Source organism: Stenotrophomonas sp. SbOxS2, from assembly GCF_013416715.1.
Taxonomy (GTDB): Bacteria; Pseudomonadota; Gammaproteobacteria; order Xanthomonadales; family Xanthomonadaceae; genus Stenotrophomonas; species Stenotrophomonas lactitubi.
The window spans coordinates 160,544-178,498 of the sequence record NZ_JAAVXD010000008.1 but is presented as its reverse complement, the minus strand read 5'-3'; the positions used below and the strand labels follow the sequence as shown (position 1 = coordinate 178,498).

Here is a 17,955-nt window from a genome sequence, read left to right as displayed (position 1 = left end):
CACACTCACAAGTCCACGCGGAAGGAGATGCCGACGGTGCGCGGGGCGCCGATGAAGGCGTTGTCGCGGCCGTCCACCCCTGCAAGATAGCGCTTGTCGGTCAGGTTGCTCACCACGAGGTTGGCGCCCATGCCCTTCAGGCGCGGCGACAGGCCCTGCAGGTCGAAACCGATGTTGGCGTTGAACACGGTGGCCGAAGGCAGCTTGTTGACGTTGGCCGCATCCAGGTAGCGCTCGCCGAGGTAGCGACCGGACAGGCCGAAGTTCCAGTTCTCACCCTGCCAGTCGGCCGACACCACCAGGATCTGCTCGGGCTGGCCGATCACCTTGGCACCGTCGACGATGCCCAGCTGCGTGTCGCGCGCGTCGTTGCCGCTGCCCAGGTACTTGGAGCGGTTGTAGGTGTAGGCGGCATTGATGCGCCAGCCATTGTCCCAGCCGTAGCCGAAGGCCGCTTCCAGGCCGTTGCTCTCCACGCCGCCGAAGTTCTCGTAGACGCCATCGGTCTCGCCGAGGTAGTCGATGCCGCTGACCAGACCGGCCGGCAGGTAGACGATGCGGTTGTCGAACTTGATGTTGTACAGGGTGACCGAGGCGGTCAGCGGCCAGCGGCTGATGCGCATGCCCAGTTCGATGTTGTCGGCGGTTTCCGGTTCGACATTGCGGAAGCGCTGCGGATCGGTTTCACCCAGCACGCCGGAGGGGATCGCGGCGAAGTTCTGCGAGTAGCCGGCGAACAGCTCCATGCCCTCCACACCCGGAGCCCAGGTGAAGCCGGTGGACAGCAGCGGATCGGACTTCGAATCGGACTTCACATTCTCGGCGGCGCCGATCACACGGCGACGCGACTGGTCGACGAAGAACTGCTTCACGCCGAGGCGTGCGCTGAACGGGCCGAAGCGGGCCACGTCCTCGACGTAGTACATCTGCTCATCGACCTTGTACTTGTCTTCGAACTGCACCCAGTAGGGCTGGTGGTCGAAGGCGATGTCCTGGCCGACGTTGAGCAGGCGGTGCCAGTCGCGGCGCACGGAACGATCGAGCTTCTCGACCCACAGGCCACCGCGGATCGTGTTGTCGATCGCGCCAAAGGTCTGCCGCCATTCGACGTCGGCGGTGACGCCCATGCGATCGTTGTCGTAGTGGGAATGGCGGTAGGACTGCGCGCCCTGCACATTGCCGGCGTAGCAGTTGGGGTCGTACTCGGCGCTGAAGCCGAGTCGCGGCGTGCAGTTGGCCAGACGCTGGGCGGAACTGCCATCGGGGTTCACGAAGTAGATCTGGCCGCGGTTGCTGCCGCCGTAGACCGTCCTGCCGCCGAGGTATTCCGACTGCGGGCGACCGGCGCCATCGTCGCTGACATCGGCCAGGTACGGCGGCAGCCAGTCACCGCGGCCCTGCATGCGGTGCCCGTACGCAGCCGTCGAGGCTTTGAAACCGTTGCCGCCATCGAAGGCCGCGCGCAGGTAGCCGAAGGTGTTCTCGCGCAGTGCGCGCGAACCGGAGCGGTAGTTCTGGTCCAGATACGGAATGCCGGTCAGGGTGCCGACCAGGCCATCCCGGTCCGGGTTGGTGGCGAAGCCCTTCGGTGAAACGCTGGTGTATTCCGGCTCGTCGGCATCGTTGTAGGACAGGTAGCCGGTCAGGGTCCAGCGGTCCAGCTCGGTGATGAACTTGCCGGCGATGTTGTCGTTGCTGGTGTGACCAGTGCCATCGATCCAGTCATGCACGCGCGCCGATGATGCGCTGATCCACGCGCGGGTGTGTCCGCCCAGCAGGCCTGTGTCGTAGCGTACGTAGTACTTGCGTGCTTCATTGTCACCGGCACCCACCACCATGCGCAGGCGCTGTTCCTGCAGTGGATCGCTGGTGAGGAAGTTCAGGGTGCCGCCCAGCGCTTCGTTCGAGCGCGAGGAGATATCGGCAGTGCCCTGGCTCACCTCTACCGTCTCCAGGTCGAGCGTGTCGATGTAGCGGTTGGCCAGCGAGCCGCCGCCATAACCGGAACCGCCATTGGGCAGGCCGTCGATGGTGGTGCCGATCTGCTGGGTATCGCGGTTGGTGACGAAGCCGCGCATGCTGATCTGCGTGCCCCAGACCGACGAGCCAGTGGCATCGGCTTCGCTGACGACCACGCCAGGCACTTCGTTGAGCGCGCCATTGACGCTGCTCAGCACGGTCTGCCGGTTCAAGGTTTCCTGGCGCACCGAGGTCTTGGCATAGCTGGTGGCCTGGCCGATCACCTGCACCTGGTCCAGGGTCCGCGCGTCGGCGCTTCGCGTATCGGCTGCATCGCCCTGCGGAGCTTCAGCCAGGGCATCCAGTGCGGGAGCAATCAGCAGGGCAAGCAGCGAGATACGGGGAAAGCGCGCAATCGTTCGCATCGAAACCGGACCTTCAGGGGAGGAAAGTCCGGGAGTGTCGGCAGCGCCGATGACATGGCGGTGACGCGCAGATGCAGGGAGTGTGTTGTGTGACGGCCGGCAACACCGGCGGCGTCCCTCAGTAGCGTGCGTCCTTCGGTTTCGGGTCGCGTGGCCAGTCCTTGGCCTTGCCGGCGAAGTCCGGGCGCGGCTGGTGGATGAAGTAGCTGGCGATATCCACCGCATCCTGGTCGGGCATCACCTGCTGGCCCAGTGGCGGTTCACGGGTCACTGCCGGCGGCATGTTGTGCTTGACGAAGCCAGCGGCCTTGTACAACCGCGCCATGCCGGCACCGATGTTGAAGCTGCGCTCCCCCCACAACGGCGGGAACGCGATATCGCCGCTGGCATCGCGCTGGCCTTCGCCCTTGTCGCCGTGGCAGGCAGCGCACTGCGCGGCATACAGCGCCTGCCCACGTATCGGGTCCGGCGTCAGCGTGCTGTCGACCGGCCCTTCGCTGGGCGCGGCCACGCGTGCACCCTCCGGTACCGGGCGGCTCAGCCACGCCATGTATTCCAGCATCGCGCGCATCTCCGGTGCATCCTTGGCCAGCGGTTTGCCGTTCATCGAACGCTGCAGGCAGCCGTTGATGCGCTCGGCCAGACCGATTTCCCTGCCCGGGCGCGGCATGTAGCGCGGGTAGCTGCCGCCGCCGGTGTTGAAGTAGTGATTGCCGAACGGTCGCTTGCCTTCGGCCATGTGGCAGGAGTTGCAGTTCAGATCGTTGCCGACGTTGTCCGGCAGCAGGCGTGCGGTCTCGTTGAGCAGGCGACGGCCGAACATCACCGCGTCGGCGTTGCCGAGGCTGGCGATTTCTTCGGCACTGGGCACGTGGTACTGGCCCACCACCTGGCCGTGGCCGTCGAGGATGTCCAGGGTCCTTGCCACCTCCGCATCCAGGTCCGGGTACAGGTGCTGGTACAGCAGCGTACCGGCACCGGCCAGCAGCACCGCAACCACTGCGCCGGCGACCAACGCTCTGGAACGCTTCTTCGAACGCCTCATTGCGCCGTCTCCTGCGGGACCACATGCACCGGCTTGTCACGCACCACCCGGCGCATGCGCGCCACGTCCAGTTCGCTGACCGCGCTGGCCTGGTTGCCCCAGCTGTTGCGAATGAAGGTGAGGATGTCGGCGAGCTGCGCGTTGGGCAGCTGCTCGAAGCCCGGCATGGTGAACGCCATCCGGTCATGCGGCGTGTGCGGCGTACGCCCACCGATCAGGGTCACCTGCACCAGCGAACTGGGATCGTCGGCGAACACGATGGAGTTGCCGGCCAGGGCAGGGTAGATCCGTGGCATGCCACGGCCATCTGCACGATGGCAGGCCTGGCAGTGTTCGGCGTAGGCCAGCGAACCGGCCACCCGATAGTCGCCGCCGCGCAGTGCGGCGGTGGTGGTGTCGCTGCCCGGCGTCCACTGCGCGCTGCGGCCTTCGCGTGCTGGCAGCTGCTTCAGATACCGCGCCATCGCCAGCAGATCGGCGTCGGACAGGTACTGCGTGCTGTGCTCGACCACATCGGCCATACCACCGAAGGCCGCGGAACGATCGGTACGGCCGGTGCGCAGGAACTCGACGATCTCGGCTTCGCTCCAGCTGGCGAGGCCAGTTGATTCGTTGCGCAGGTTCTTCGCATACCAGCCTTCCAGCACCGAGCCGGAGAGGAACTGGCGGCTGCCATCATCGGCCATCGCCTTTTCCTGGAAGGCCAGCCCGCGCGGGGTATGGCACGCGCCGCAATGGGCCAGGCCTTCGACCAGTTCGGCGCCGCGTTGCTGGCCGGCATCCAGGGTTGGATCAGGGATGAAACTGCGCGGGCGCGCGAACAGCAGCTGCCACCAGGCAAGCGGCCAGCGCATGTTGGCCGGCCATGGAATGGTGCTGTCAGCGTTGTCCTGCCGGACCGGCTGCACTGCGCCCATGAAGTAGGCATACAGCGCCTTGATCTCGGCATCGCTGGCGATCACGTACGAGGCGTAGGGCATTGCCGGATACAGCGGCTGGCCGTCATGGCGGATGCCACGCCGCACCGCGCGCTCGAAATCCGCATAGTCGTACGCGCCGATACCGGTATCCGGGTCCGGGGTGATGTTGGTCGAGTACAGCGTGCCCATCGGTGTCTGCATGCCAAGCCCACCGGCGAAGGGCTTGCCGCCGGGTGCGGTATGGCAGGCGGCGCAGTCGGCGGCACGCGATAGATACCGGCCCTGCTCGATCAGGGTCGGGTCGTGGATATCGACCTCGGCCTGTTGCCGTGGGGCGAACCAGTACGGTGTGCTGCGGGCGATGCCGTAGGCGGCGGCCAATGTGGCGGCCAAGGCAATGGCGAGCTTGAGCGGGGTGCGCATGCTGGCACTGTGGCCATTCGTGCGATGGCGTTCATTGATCCGGATCAATGCTTTGGCCGGTCGCTACATTGTGACAAGCTGAATCGATCCTGCGCTGTCATCAACCCGTCATCCAGCTGCGATAGATGGCGTCGGGCGTGATCGCTAACCTCCCACGCTGTCGCACTTTTCCCCTGACTGCCCATGAAGCGCCTGCTGCTGCTTTTGCTGGCGTGCGCCGGCCTGTGGCTGGCTGCATGCTCTTCTTCGATGACCGCCTCGTCCACCTCGCTCAGCGACCGCCTGATCGCGCCCGGTGGCGTTTCGACCCTGCTTGATCAGCCGCGTATCGCCGCAGCGGTGGCTGCGTTGCCGAACCGGCATGGTTTCGCTGCGGGCCGTGATGGCGTGCCGATCTTCTGGCGTGCTTTCGATCCGGGCGACTATGGCGCGCGCTACCACTACCTGCCGCAGCAGCACCAGAACGGCCTGCCGCTGGATACCGGGCTGAGCCTGGCGGTACCGCAACCGTTCCGCGCGCAGGCGCCGCGTGGCACCGTGGTGCTGCTGCACGGCTGGATGATGAACGGCGATTCGATGCTGCCGTGGTCGCTGCAGCTGGCCGAGTCGGGCTACCGCGTGGTCACCCTGGACCTGCGCAACCATGGCCAGTCCGGCGCCGGCCCCTCCGGCTACGGCACCTATGAATCGGACGATGTGGTGGATGTCATCGCTGCGCTGCGCGCGCGCGGCGAAGTGACTGGCCCGCTGTACCTGTTCGGTGTTTCCTATGGCGCGGCCACCGCACTGTTCACCGCCGACAAGCTGGGCGACCAGGTGGCCGGCGTGGTGGCGATGGAATCGTTCGCCAATGCCGGCGTAGCGATCCGCACCATGATTCCGCATCTGATGGCGCTGCAGCCGGAAGGGTTGAAGGCACAGGCCATCGCCTCGTATGCACGCTGGCGCTACGGCGGCCAGGACATCAACCAGGTGGTGGCCGCCGCCAGCCGCCGCATCGACGTGGACCTGGACCAGGTGGACGTGGCACGCGCGCTGGCCGATACCCGTGCCTGCGTGCTGCTGCTGCACGGACAGGGCGACCAGCACATTCCGGTCAGCCAGGGGCGTGCGCTGGCACAGGCCAACCCGCGTGCGCACTACATCGAGATGCGCGGCGAAGATCACATCACCCTGCCGCTGCGGCTGGACCTGCTGGCCGGGGTGGTCGATGACTGGATGGCGCGCGACGAACACCACCCGAAGTCCGCGTGCCCAGCGCCCCAATTGCCGGCTCAGGCCGAGTGGCTGGTGCACGGCGTCGATGCTCCGGCAAAGACCCCAGCGCGCAGCTGAGCCCTCAGGGCAGGCGGCGGGCCAGTGAACGCGCCGACGCCGCCACGCCCAGCAGCATCGCCGCCACGCACAGGAAGGCAAAGCCCAGGCTGGTGGCGTGGGCGAGCGCGCCGATCGCTGCGGGGCCCGCAAGGATGCCGGCATAGCCCAGCGTGGTGACTGCGGTGATCGCAATGCTCTCCGGCATCGCGCGCTGCTGGCCGGCCATCGAGAACAGGGCGGGCACGATGTTGGCACAGCCCAGCCCCACCAGCACGTAGCCGACCAGTGCCATCGCGAAGGAGGGCACCAGCGTGGCCAGTGCGAAACCGGCTGCTGCGGTGATGCCGCCAATGACGATGGTGCGGGTGCGGCCAAGGCGCTCGACGATGCCATCGCCGAACAGGCGCATCGCGGTCATCGCCAGCGTGAACACCGCAAAGCCGGCACCGGCCTGGTCGCGCGGCACCTGGCGCACTTCGGCCAGGAATACCGCGCTCCAGTCGAGCATCGAGCCCTCGGCCAGGAACACCACGAAGGCGAGCACGCTGATGAACAGCACGACGCCGTGCGGCACGGCCAGCATCGGGCCATCATGCAGGATGCGCTGCGGGCGCCAGTGCGGGGCCGACAGCAGGGCCACCAGCAGCATGGCCGCCACGGCGATCAGTGACGCCAGCCACAGCGGAGTGCCGAGCACCAACAGGCCGGTCATGCAGCCTGCGCCGACGAAGCCACCAATGCTGTAGAACGCGTGGAAGCCGGACATCATCGGGCGGCCCGCATCGCGCTCGACGGCCACCGCCTGCATGTTCATCGTGCAGTCCATCGCGCCCACACCCGCACCGAACACGAACAGCGTCGCCCCCAGTGCCAGCGGCGTGGGGGCGAGCGTCAGCAGTGGCAGGGCGAGCAGAATCAACGCCGTGGTGGCGATCATCAAGCGGCGTGAGCCCAGGCGCGCGGTCAACGCACCTGCCAGCGGCATCGCCAGCAATGAGCCCAGTCCCAGGCACAGCAGCAGCCCGCCGAGGCTGGCATCGGACAACCCGGCCTTGGCCTTGGCGAACGGCACCATCGGTGCCCAGGCAGCAGTGGCAAAGCCGGGAATGAAGAAGGCAGCGCGGGTCGCGTGCTGCTGGGCGCGGGGAGAAGAAGGCGTCATGCGCGAGGAAGGCTCCAGAGGATCGCCCTCATGAAAACGTTTTCAGACGCGCCGGGCAAGTGCCATGCGTGACATCGGGCGACGCATACGATTGCAGTGGGCCGGATGCGTCACCGTTGATTAACGCCATCGGTGGAGAGTAGCCCGACGGTCGGCATTCCGCCCGGCCGCTGCCGGAGATCAGCGCATGAGCACCACACCGACCATCCTCCTCGTCCATGGCTTCTGGGGCGGGGCCGCACACTGGGCCAAGGTGATCCTGGAACTGCACCGCAAGGGCCACGACCAGGTGAAGGCGGTCGAGCTGCCGCTGACCTCGCTGGTCAACGACGCCGAGCGGACGCGCCGGATGATCCGCCAGATCGATGGCCCGGTGGTGCTGGTCGGGCACTCCTACGGGGGCGCGGTGATCACCGAAGCCGGCAACCAGCCCAACGTGCAGGGCCTGGTCTATATCGCTGCATTTGCGCCGGACAGCGGTGAGAGCCCGGGCGGCATTACCCAGCAGCACCTGCCCGAAGCGGCACCGAACCTTGCCCCGGACAGCGATGGCTATCTGTGGCTGCGCGCGGACAAGTTCCATGAGAGCTTCTGCCAGGACCTCAGCGCCGACGAAGGCTGGGTGATGGCGGTGACCCAGAAGGCGCCGCTGGCCAGCACCTTCGGCGATGCAATCAGCGATCCGGCGTGGAAGCACAAGCCGAGCTGGTACCAGCTTTCCAGCCAGGACCGGATGATCTCGCCACAGAACCAGAAGGCCATGGCCGAACGCCTGCAGCCCAAGCGCCTGCTGCAGCTGGAAGCGAGCCATGCCTCGCTGGCCTCGCATCCGGCCGAGGTGGCGGCACTGATCCTGGAGGCGGTGGCGTCCGTCGACGGCTGACGTTTGCCACGGGGCAGCGCCTGCTCAGGCCCGGGCGCCACCCACGACAGCGGAAGCGCAGGAGAGTAAACTCCTGCGCCTGCGGCCCTTGGCCGCCATTCCCCCTTTCCCTCGAGCCGCCGCCAGAGGATCCCACCCCTTCGTGGAGGTCCCGTCGTGTCGTCCGTGCCTGTTCGTTTTTCCGTCCTCTCCCTGCGTCGTCGCCCGTTGGCGAGGGCTCTTGCCCATGGTCTTCTGCTGACCTCAGTGGCCGCTGCCGGCGCCGCCTCGGCGCAATCCGCACCGGCTGAAGAAGAGGGCAAAACGCCCTCGCAGACACTGCAGACCGTGCAGGTCACCGCCAACCAGCTGGGCACCATCACCGAAGGCAGCGGCGCCTACACGCCGGGCACCATCGCCACCGCTACCCGCCTGGTACTGACGCCGCGGCAGACCCCGCAGACCATCAGCGTGATCACCCGTGCGCAGATGGATGACTTCGGCCTGGACGGCATCGATGATGTGATGCGGGTGACCCCGGGCATCAGCATCGTTACCTACGACAGTGAGCGTACCGAGTACTACGCACGTGGTTTTGCCGTGCAGAACTTCCAGTACGACGGTATTCCGATGTCGCGCGACTCGGCCTACTCGGCCGGCAATACGCTCAGCGATACCGCGATCTACGACCGCATCGAAGTGCTCAAGGGTGCCACCGGCCTGCTGACCGGCATGGGCGATCCCGGCGCGACCATCAACCTGGTGCGCAAGAAGCCGGGCAAGGAATTTGCCGGCAGTGCGACGCTCGGCGTCGGCCGCTGGGACGACTACCGCGCCGAAGTCGATGTCGGCGGCCCGCTGACCGCCGATGGCCGCGTGCGTGGGCGTGCGGTAGGTGCCTGGCAGGACAAGCATTCCAATCTGGACTTCTACCAGCGCACCAGCAAGGTCGGCTATGCCGTGCTGGAAGCCGATCTGGGCGAACGCACGCTGCTGACCGTGGGTGGCGACGTGCTGGAGAGCGATCCCAAGGGCTCGACCTGGGGCGGTATTCCGTTGCTGGACAGCCAGGGCGATTTCAATGACATGCCGCGCTCGTTCAACAACGGTACCCGCTGGAGTGGCTGGCGCCAGTACGTGCGCACCGGCTTTGCCACGCTGGAACACACGTTCGACAACGACTGGGTGGCCAAGCTGCAGCTCAACCACCAGGTCAACGGCTACGATGCAGCGCTGGCGGGTGCGGCCGGTGGCAATCCCGATCCGGTCACCGGCGAAGGCGTCTCGCTGTGGCTGGGCAAGTACGTCGGCAAGACGGTCAGCAACGCTGCCGACTTCTACCTGAGCGGCAACTTCGGCCTGTTCGGTCGTCAGCATGAACTGGTGGTCGGCGGCAGCGCGTCGCGCAAGCGCTGGACCAACACCGGTTATTCGCCGCAGCCCGGCTATCCGACCGCCGTTGCCGACTACAACAGCTGGAAGGGTGATATCCCGGAACCGGAATGGCAGCGCGGTTACGGCAACAATGAAGTGACCCGCGAGAACGGCCTGTACGTGGTCGGTCGCTTCGATGTGGCCGACCCGTTGAAGGTGATCGTCGGCAGCCGCCTGGCCAGCTACCGTTCGCCGCAGACGCGCGAGACCGGCGTGTTCGTGCCGTATGCCGGCGTGGTCTACGACCTCGGCGAGCACTATTCGGTGTATGCCAGCTACAGCACCATCTTCAAGCCGCAGGGTGAGCGCGACGAACAGGGCAGGACGCTGGATCCGCTGGAGGGCCGCAGCTATGAAATGGGTCTGAAGGCGGAGTTCTTCGACGGCCGCTTCAATGCCAGCGCGGCGCTGTTCCAGCTTGACCAGGACAATTTCGCCCAGCCTACCGGTGGCAAGACGCCGACCGGCGATATCGCCTACCGCGGATTGATGGGCGTGCGCACCAAGGGCTACGAACTGGAGTTGTCCGGACAGCTGGCCGAGGGCTGGCAGGTGCAGGGCGGCTTTGCGCACAAGATCGCCCGCCAGGCCGGGACCAAGGTGTCCACGCTGGAGCCGGAAAACCAGTTCAGCCTGCATACCAGCTACCGCCTGCGCGGCGACTGGCAGGGGCTGACCGTCGGTGGCGGCGCGCGCTGGCAGGATTCCACGTTCGGCACCATCACCAACCCGGCCAATGGTGCGTCGGTGGTCCATCGCACCCAGCCGTACTGGCTGCTGGATGCCATGGCGCGCTACCAGTTCAATGATCGCCTGTCGGCCACCGTCAACGTCAACAACCTGCTGGACAAGCGCTATTACACGATCTTCAGCTGGTACAGCACCTACACCTGGGGCGAGCCGCGCAACGTGCGGCTGGCGGTGACGTACAAGTTCTGATCGCGTTGCGACCTGACACGCCCGCGATGCCGGACGGCATCGCGGGCGTGTGGGTTACAGCGGCAGGTCGAACACCAGCACTTCGGCGTCGTTGCCGTTTTCTAGGGTCAGCTGTGCCTCGTCGCTGACCTGCAGCGCGTCACCCGCTTCCAGGGTGATGCCGTTGACCTGCAGCTGGCCACGCGCCACCTGCACATACGCGCCGCGGCCGGCAGCCAGGGCGTGATGCAGCTTCTGCTCGCCATCGAGGATGGTGGCGAAGATGCGCGCATCCTGGTGGATGTGCAGCGAGCCATCGGCGCCATCTGGCGAGGCGATCAGGCGCAGCTGGCCGCGCTTGCTCTCCGGCGTGAAGTGGGTCTCTTCATACGACGGCGTGATGTTCTCGGTCTGCGGGAAGATCCAGATCTGCAGGAAATGCACCGGATCGGTGGCCGAATGGTTGAACTCGCTGTGGCTGACGCCGCTGCCGGCGCTCATGCGCTGCACGTCGCCGTAGCGCAGCACCGAACCGGTGCCCATCGAGTCCTTGTGCTCCAGCGCGCCACCCAGCACGTAGGAGACGATCTCCATGTTGCTGTGGCTGTGGGTGCCGAAGCCCTGGCCGCCGGTCACCTTGTCTTCGTTGATGACCCGCAGCGGGCCGAAGCTCACATAACGGGGGTCGTAGTAGTTTGCGAATGAGAAGGTGTGGCGCGAGGACAGCCAGCCATGCTCGGCCAGGCCACGGGTAGCGCTCTTGCGGATCTGCAGCATGATGGAATCTCCTTGTTCGATGGTTTCGATGGGGCGGGGTGGGTTGGTAACCCCTGTGTTTCCCCGTTGGTGAGAAGTATCCGCTTGCACCTTGGGTTTGAAAAACGGATAGTTTTGAAAGTCATCATCGAAAATTTCGAATGCTCAAGCTCAGCCTCGATGCCCTGCAGATCCTGGACGCGATCGACCGCCGAGGCTCATTCGCCGGCGCCGGCAAGGCCCTGCACAAGGTGCCCTCGACCATTTCCTACACCGTGGCCAAGCTGGAAGAGGACCTTGGGGTGCAGCTGTTCGACCGGATCGGCCCACGGGCGGAGCCGACCGAGGCCGGGCGCGCGTTGCTGGAGGAGGGCAGGCACCTGCTGCGTGCGGCCCGGGAGCTGGAACTGCGGGTACGGCGCGTAGCCTCGGGTTGGGAGGCGGAATTGACCCTGGCGGTGGATTCGGTGTTCCCGACCTGGCTGTTGGGGCCGGATATTGCTGCATTCCGTGAGGTGGCGGCGCCGACCCGATTGCGCCTGTTTGGCGAGGCGTTGTCCGGAACCTGGGAAGCACTGCTGGACCGGCGCGCCGACCTGTTGGTCGGTGCACCGGGCGAGGGTCCCAGTGGCGGGGGCTACGTGGTCGAGCCGCTGGGCAGCGTGGGTTTCGTGTTTGCGGTGGCGCCGGAGCATCCACTGGCGACCGTGCCGGGTGTGCTGGGCCGCGAGCAGTTGGCGCCGTACTGCGCGATCGCGGTATCCGATTCGGCACGGCGGCTGCTGCCACGAACGGTGGGCCTGTTGATGGGCCAGGAGACGTTGACCGTGCCGGACATGGCCAGCAAGTTGAAGCTGCAGTGCCAGGGGCTGGGATTCGGTTTCCTGCCCGAGCCCTGCGCGCGCGCGGCGGTGGCACGTGGCCAGCTGGTGATCCGTGAGGTCGAGGAGCACAAGCCGGAAGAGACCTTCTGGCTGGCGTGGCGCACCGGCGAAGATGGCGCGGCCCTGCGCTGGTGGCGCGAACGCCTGCGACGGCCGGAGCTGCTGGCGCAGTGGTGGCAGACGATGGCAGAGGGGTAGGGTTCGGCAGGGCTGCGCCCTGCACCCGCCGAGGCAACAGCAACAGCAACGGTAACAGCCAAAGCCAAAGCCAAAGCCAAAGCAACAGCGGGTATTCCGTGGGATGGCGGGGTGGGTCCGGTTGCGGGGGACGCCGCAAGTACGTCCCTGTAGGCTTGGGCGCGCCATCCATGGCGCTTACACCCCCGCAACCGGACCCACCCCGCCTTCGACAGATTTCCGCAATCTGTCGGGATGGCGTTCTGTGCGGCTGGTAGGTGTCGACCTTGGTCGACACGTAGATCCACGCCATGCGTGGATGCTCTTCGTTCAATTGTCGAAGTATTCGAATTTGATGGAGTCATCCACGCATGGCGTGGATCTACCAGATCGCGGGAAACTGTCAGAGGTGGGGCGGTATGGGTAGGCAGGACCGTTGGCGCCATGGATGGCGCCATCGAGCCCCCATGGATGGGTTTACGGCGTGTCCTGCCTACCCATACCGCCCCGCCACCCCACGGAATGCCAGCTTCTGCAGTTGCTGTTGCCTCTGCAGGTGCAGGGCGCAGCCCTGCCAAAAAACACAAAAAAAAACAGCAGGCCGAGGCCTGCTGTTTCGGTGTAATGGTGCGCCCGGAGAGATTCGAACTCCCGACCGCCTGGTTCGTAGCCAGGTACTCTATCCAACTGAGCTACGGGCGCCAATTACATAAACTTGTTGTGTTGATCGTGTGTGGTGCGCCCGGAGAGATTCGAACTCCCGACCGCCTGGTTCGTAGCCAGGTACTCTATCCAACTGAGCTACGGGCGCGCGGTACACAATCAACTTGCTTCTCTATTTTACTGCACTTCCAGCGGCGGATGCTGAAGGTCTGTCGAGTGGTGCGCCCGGAGAGATTCGAACTCCCGACCGCCTGGTTCGTAGCCAGGTACTCTATCCAACTGAGCTACGGGCGCCCTGCGACAGGAGCGGAATTATGCGGATGTCGGCGCGAGTCGTCAACGCTTTTGTGAAAATTTTCACCCAACTGAATGAAAAACGCCTCTGCGACAGCCTCCGGGTGTTTCATCCACGCGAAGTGGTCAGCTCGCGTACCCAGGTCCTGCGCAGAAAGCACGCGCAGCTGTGAGGCGACATTCGGCAGTTTCGCCAGCAGCGCCTGCATCGATCCGATAGGCGCCAGCCAATCGTGTTCCATCAGCACCGCCTGCGCACTGCCATGCACACGCGCCATCTGCGCGTCCAGATCCTCGTCCATGCCGACGGCAGCGTAGTGATTGTTCAGCCCTACGCGCGCCCAGTCGGCGATCAATCCACGTGCTTCGGTGCCACCGAAGCCCAATCGGCGCCCGTGAAGCACGCCCTGACGTCGCGCGATCCATGGCAGGAAGCGATAGATCAGTGGCAGCAACCAGCCGCGTGGTGGCGGGAACGTGCGCCAGAACGGGGTGCCGCTGGCGGCCAGCCACAATCGATCGAATGCCTGCGGCTGGCGCCCGGCGTGCACGCAGGCCAGTTGGCCGCCCAGGCTGTGACCACCGATGATCCATGGCAGCGCGTTCTGGCCAGCATCGGCATCAGCGAGCAGTGCCTGGCTGGCCGGCAGGTCGTGGTCGAGGATCTGCCGGTAGCCCCAATCCTGGGCGCGTGACGGGCGCAGCGAACTGCTGCCATTGCCGCGCCATTCGTGCAGGTAGACCGCCACGCCCCTGGCGGCCAGTGCCTGCGCAAGGGCCAGGTAATGGCGTGCGGCCACGCCCAGCGCCGGCAGCCACAACAACCGCGCCAGCGGCTGTGCAGGCACGCAGGCGATGACCTCGTAACGGTGGCCATCGCCGCTGTCCACGGCGAGTGCGCGTGGCGAATCGCTCATGCGTGCGGTGCCGCGCCGAAGTGGTCGAGTACCAGCACCTCGCTGCGGCCGGGCGCGTAGCCCTGCTGCAAGCCGCGCGCTACGTAATCGATGCCGGCTTCGCAGGCGTTGGCCAGGCTCAGCCCGTTGCACAGCTGCGCGGCGATGGCCGAGGCCAGCGTGCAGCCTGTGCCGTGCGCATCCAATGGCAGGCGCGCATGGATGAATTCTTCGCTGCTGACGCCATCGAAGTAACGGTCGACCACGCGGTTGCCTTCATGCAGGTGGCCGCCCTTCAGCAGCACCGCGCCGGCACCCAGATCAAGGAGTGAGGCGGCGGCCTGCTCTGCGTCGTTGCCATTGGTGATGCTGCGGCCGACCAGCAGCTCCGCTTCCGGTGCATTGGGGGTGACCAGGGTGGCCAATGGCAGCAGCCGTTCGCGCATTGCCTGCAGCGCGCTGTCCTCCAGCAGGCGAGCGCCGCTGGTGGCGACCATCACCGGGTCCAGCACCACGTGCGGTGGTCGATGGCGTTCCAGTGCATCGGCCACGGCGTGGATCACCTCGGCGTTGGCCAGCATGCCCAGTTTCACTGCGTGGATGTCGAAGTCGTCAAAGCAGGCCTCGATCTGCGCGCGCAGGAAGTCGATCGGTGGTACGTGCACGGCGCTGACGCCGCGGGTGTTCTGCGCGGTCAGTGCGGCGATCACCGACAGGCCGTGCACGCGATGCGCGGCGAAGGCCTTCAGGTCGGCCTGGATGCCGGCGCCGCCGCCGGAATCGGAGCCGGCGATGGTGAGGGCGGAAGCGGGGGTGGTCGGGCTCATGCGGTGATTGTGCCGTGCTGCCCAGTGTGGGGGTAGTGCCGGCCGGGTTGCACCCGGCACCCGCAGAAGCCGGGGCAACAGCAACAGCAACAGCAACAGCAACAGCGGCTCTGGATTTCTGCGCGGGAGGCGGGGCGGTGTCGGATTGCGGGGACGCCGCAAGTACGTCCCTGTAGGCTTGGCCGCGCCATCCATGGCGCGGACACCCCGCAATCCGACACCGCCCCGCCTCTGACGGCGTCCTGCAGTAGATCCACGCCATGCGTGGATATCGCGGAAATGATCGGAGGGACAACGTAGATCCACGCCATGCGTGGGTGACGCCATGCTCAGCGCCGCCAGCGTGCCCACTGCTGGTAGAACACATAGCCCAGGCCGGTCAATCCGGTCAGCAGGGCAGGGGCGAGCAGGGCGTCGTACTGCCAGCGCACGAACAGCCAGGCGCCGATGACGCCGCCTGCGAGGAAGCCGCTGATGATCAGGCCGCTCAGGGTCAGGCGTCGTATCTGCAGCGGCAGTCCGCGCAGCAGGTGGCCGAGGCCGATGCCGAGATCGGTGAACATGCCGCTGAGATGGGTGGTGCGTACGACGGCACCACTGAAGGTGGTGGCCATCGCATTCTGCAGTCCGCAGGCCATCGCGGCCGCCAGTGCGCCCCAGATCTGATGCTGCTTGAACAGCGGAATGGCCGCCAGCAGCAGCAGTGATTCCAACGCCAGCGCGACGCCGTAGCGGCGGCCGAGCTGCAGTGCGCTGTCCTGGATCAGCAGTCCGCTGACCATCGCGCCCAGTGAGAACGCGATCAGCAGACCCCACAGGTGGCCGACCGCGCGCCAATCCCCCTGCGCCAGCGCCATGCCAAGCTGGCTGGTGCTGCCGGTCATGTGGCTGACCGCCTGGTGTTCAAAACCCAGGAAGCCGACCACATTGACCATGCCGGCCACGCACGACAGCGCGACCGCGCCGATCCAGACCCAGGTGGGCAGGCGGATTCCCATGGCAGGCCCTCAGGGCCCGCCGAAGCCGCCGTTGAACTGCAGCTCGTTGAAGGTGCCGCTGGCCGGATCGAAGACCGCGCCCCAGAACTGCGCGCCACCATCGCAGACCCGCACCGCTTCGCGGGCGGGCCGCAGACGGTTGTCTTCAGGCAGGTGGAACGCGTTGATGTAGATCACCCGCTTTCCGTCCAGTTCGATGCCGACGTACTGGCGATCGAAGTCCATGACATGCGGCACCTGCGTTTCCAGCGCTGACAGCTTCGCTTCCAGCTGGTCCACCTGCTGCCGGCTCGGTGCCCAGTAGCCGCTGACCCGCCCGGCCTCGCGGCCGGGGCTGGGGCGCGAGCAGGTGTCGAGCACCTGCGCGGCGATGATCGGGCGGGTGACCACCCAGGACTGGCCACTGCGTTCGGTGGTCGGCACGCTGGCCGGTCCCTGCGTGGTCGCGCAGGCACCGAGCAGCGTGGTGATGGCGACCGCCATCGATGGCAGCAGCAGACGGGTGCAACGGTTCACAACACCTCCGACGCGTAATCGGCCAGCCGCGAGCGTTCACCGCGACGCAGCGTGATGTGCGCGCTGTGTGGCCAGTTCTTGAAGCGGTCCACGGCGTAGGTCAGGCCCGACGTGGTTTCGGTCAGGTAGGGGGTGTCGATCTGTTCGACGTTGCCCAGGCAGACGATCTTGGTGCCGGGGCCAGCACGGGTGATCAGCGTCTTCATCTGCTTGGGCGTCAGGTTCTGCGCCTCGTCCAGGATCAGGTAACGCGACAGGAACGTACGGCCGCGCATGAAGTTCATCGAGCGGATCTTGATGCGGCTGGCGAGCAGGTCGTTGGTCGCCTGGCGGCCCCAGGTGCCGCCTTCCTGGTTGTGCGTCAGCACTTCCAGGTTGTCGGTCAACGCGCCCATCCACGGCGTCATCTTCTCTTCCTCGGTACCGGGCAGGAAGCCGATGTCCTCGCCGACGCTGACCGTGGCGCGGGTCATGATGATCTCGCGGTAGCGCTGCTGGTCCATCGTCTGCGCCAGGCCGGCGGCCAGCGCCAGCAGGGTCTTGCCGGTACCGGCGGTGCCGAGCAGGGTGACGAAGTCGATTTCCGGGTCCATCAGTGCGTTGAGCGCGAAGTTCTGTTCGCGGTTGCGCGCGCTGATGCCCCACACGGCGTGGCTGCCATGGCGGAAGTCATCGACCAGGGACAGCACCACCTTGCCATCGCCGACGATCTTGCTGACACGCAGCTCGACTTCGTCTTCGCCCGGCAGGTAGACGTACTGGTTCGGGTACCACTCTTCGCCGTCCTGGGCGAGCACTTCGTAATGGGTGCGGCCCTTGTCGCTCCAGCTGCGCAGATCCTCGCCGTGGCGCTTCCAGAAGTCTTCCGGCAGCTCGGTGGCGCCGGTGTAGAGCAGGCTGAAATCGTCCAGCGCACGGTCGTTCTCGTAGTCTTCCGAAACGATGCCGGCGATGGCCGCCTTGATCCGCAGGTTGATGTCCTTGGAGACGAACACCACCGGGATTTCCGGCGTTTCTTCCTTCAGCGCCAGGATCGCGCCGAGGATGGCGTTGTCCGGGATGACCTTGCCAAAGCTCTTGCCCGCGTCGAAATGACTGGTCTGGAAGCGCAGCTTGCCCACGCTCTGCTTGCCACGCAGCTGCAGGCCCTGCGGCCGCTGCAGCGGAATGCCCTCGGCCAGGTTGTCCAGGCCCGAAGCCTGTACCAGCTCGTTGAGGAAGCGGCTGACCTGACGCGCATTGCGGCTCGCTTCGGTCGTGCCCTTCTTGCCGTTGTCCAGCTCCTCGATCACCTGCATGGGCAGGTAGACATCGTGCTCCTCGAATTTGAACAGCGCGGTGGGATCGTGCATCAGCACGTTGGTATCCAGCACGTAGATGCGCTTGCCTCGGGTCATCATCGGTTCCTGGTTACGGACAGGGAAAAACCACCACGACCTGCTGCAGGGCAGGGTGGTGGCGGACAAAGTGGGCGATGGG

14 protein-coding genes and 3 tRNA genes are annotated in these 17,955 nt (G+C 66.1%); 4 read left to right on the top strand and 13 right to left on the bottom strand.

From position 1 onward, the window contains the following. Positions 1–5 precede the first annotated feature (5 nt). From HFK18_RS19770 to HFK18_RS19760, 3 genes are all read right to left on the bottom strand, one after another. Positions 6–2,384, bottom strand: coding sequence for a TonB-dependent receptor (locus tag HFK18_RS19770; protein ID WP_180167570.1), 2,379 nt, complete (start codon positions 2,382–2,384; stop codon positions 6–8). 118 nt (positions 2,385–2,502) lie between these two features. Then, on the bottom strand, positions 2,503–3,429 hold the full coding sequence (locus HFK18_RS19765) for a c-type cytochrome (protein WP_180167569.1): 927 nt from the start codon (positions 3,427–3,429) through the stop codon (positions 2,503–2,505). Next, positions 3,426–4,772 carry a cytochrome c gene (locus tag HFK18_RS19760; protein ID WP_180167568.1) on the bottom strand — a complete coding sequence of 449 codons (1,347 nt, stop codon included), beginning with the start codon at positions 4,770–4,772 and terminating at the stop codon, positions 3,426–3,428. Before HFK18_RS19760 ends, HFK18_RS19765 begins: the two co-directional genes overlap by 4 nt. Positions 4,773–4,955: 183 nt before the next feature. On the opposite strand from HFK18_RS19760, the gene HFK18_RS19755 reads away from it, so the two are divergent. Continuing rightward, positions 4,956–6,107: an alpha/beta fold hydrolase gene (locus HFK18_RS19755; RefSeq protein ID WP_100552160.1), complete on the top strand. Its 1,152-nt coding sequence runs from the start codon at positions 4,956–4,958 to the stop codon at positions 6,105–6,107. A gap of 4 nt (positions 6,108–6,111) precedes the next feature. Here HFK18_RS19755 and HFK18_RS19750 read toward each other — a convergent pair whose 3' ends face one another. Continuing rightward, the gene (locus HFK18_RS19750) at positions 6,112–7,251 is read right to left on the bottom strand and encodes an MFS transporter (RefSeq protein ID WP_180167567.1); all 1,140 of its coding nucleotides are present in this window, start codon (positions 7,249–7,251) and stop codon (positions 6,112–6,114) included. Positions 7,252–7,438: 187 nt separating this feature from the next. Here HFK18_RS19750 and HFK18_RS19745 point away from each other — a divergent pair, with 187 nt between their 5' ends. Together HFK18_RS19745 and HFK18_RS19740 are read left to right on the top strand one after the other, a co-directional pair. Then, positions 7,439–8,134 (top strand): alpha/beta hydrolase, encoded by a 696-nt coding sequence (locus HFK18_RS19745; protein WP_180167566.1) that lies wholly within the window; start codon positions 7,439–7,441, stop codon positions 8,132–8,134. Positions 8,135–8,290: 156 nt separating this feature from the next. Further along, on the top strand, positions 8,291–10,486 hold the full coding sequence (locus tag HFK18_RS19740) for a TonB-dependent siderophore receptor (RefSeq protein ID WP_180167565.1): 2,196 nt from the start codon (positions 8,291–8,293) through the stop codon (positions 10,484–10,486). A 54-nt stretch (positions 10,487–10,540) separates the two neighbouring features. Here HFK18_RS19740 and HFK18_RS19735 read toward each other — a convergent pair whose 3' ends face one another. After that, entirely contained in the window at positions 10,541–11,242 is a 702-nt protein-coding gene (locus tag HFK18_RS19735; RefSeq protein WP_180167564.1) for a pirin family protein, read from the bottom strand. A 140-nt stretch (positions 11,243–11,382) separates the two neighbouring features. On the opposite strand from HFK18_RS19735, the gene HFK18_RS19730 reads away from it, so the two are divergent. Next, on the top strand, positions 11,383–12,303 hold the full coding sequence (locus tag HFK18_RS19730; protein ID WP_100552164.1) for a LysR family transcriptional regulator: 921 nt from the start codon (positions 11,383–11,385) through the stop codon (positions 12,301–12,303). 604 nt (positions 12,304–12,907) lie between these two features. Here HFK18_RS19730 and HFK18_RS19725 read toward each other — a convergent pair. The 8 genes from HFK18_RS19725 to HFK18_RS19690 form a co-directional block, all read right to left on the bottom strand. Next, positions 12,908–12,984 (bottom strand) — tRNA-Arg (locus tag HFK18_RS19725). A 32-nt stretch (positions 12,985–13,016) separates the two neighbouring features. Further along, positions 13,017–13,093, bottom strand: a tRNA-Arg gene (locus tag HFK18_RS19720). 69 nt (positions 13,094–13,162) lie between these two features. Beyond that, a tRNA-Arg gene (locus HFK18_RS19715) sits at positions 13,163–13,239 on the bottom strand. Continuing rightward, positions 13,230–14,156, bottom strand: coding sequence for an alpha/beta fold hydrolase (locus tag HFK18_RS19710; protein ID WP_180167563.1), 927 nt, complete (start codon positions 14,154–14,156; stop codon positions 13,230–13,232). The genes HFK18_RS19715 and HFK18_RS19710 overlap by 10 nt, the downstream gene beginning before the upstream one ends. Beyond that, a complete protein-coding gene (thiD, locus tag HFK18_RS19705) occupies positions 14,153–14,962 on the bottom strand; it encodes a bifunctional hydroxymethylpyrimidine kinase/phosphomethylpyrimidine kinase (protein WP_180167562.1) in 810 nt (269 codons plus the stop codon). Before thiD ends, HFK18_RS19710 begins: the two co-directional genes overlap by 4 nt. A 329-nt stretch (positions 14,963–15,291) precedes the next feature. After that, a complete protein-coding gene (locus HFK18_RS19700) occupies positions 15,292–15,960 on the bottom strand; it encodes a YoaK family protein (RefSeq protein WP_180167561.1) in 669 nt (222 codons plus the stop codon). A gap of 9 nt (positions 15,961–15,969) precedes the next feature. Then, positions 15,970–16,476: a hypothetical protein gene (locus HFK18_RS19695; RefSeq protein ID WP_180167560.1), complete on the bottom strand. Its 507-nt coding sequence runs from the start codon at positions 16,474–16,476 to the stop codon at positions 15,970–15,972. Further along, positions 16,473–17,873 carry a PhoH family protein gene (locus HFK18_RS19690; RefSeq protein WP_180167559.1) on the bottom strand — a complete coding sequence of 467 codons (1,401 nt, stop codon included), beginning with the start codon at positions 17,871–17,873 and terminating at the stop codon, positions 16,473–16,475. Before HFK18_RS19690 ends, HFK18_RS19695 begins: the two co-directional genes overlap by 4 nt. Positions 17,874–17,955 lie beyond the last annotated feature (82 nt).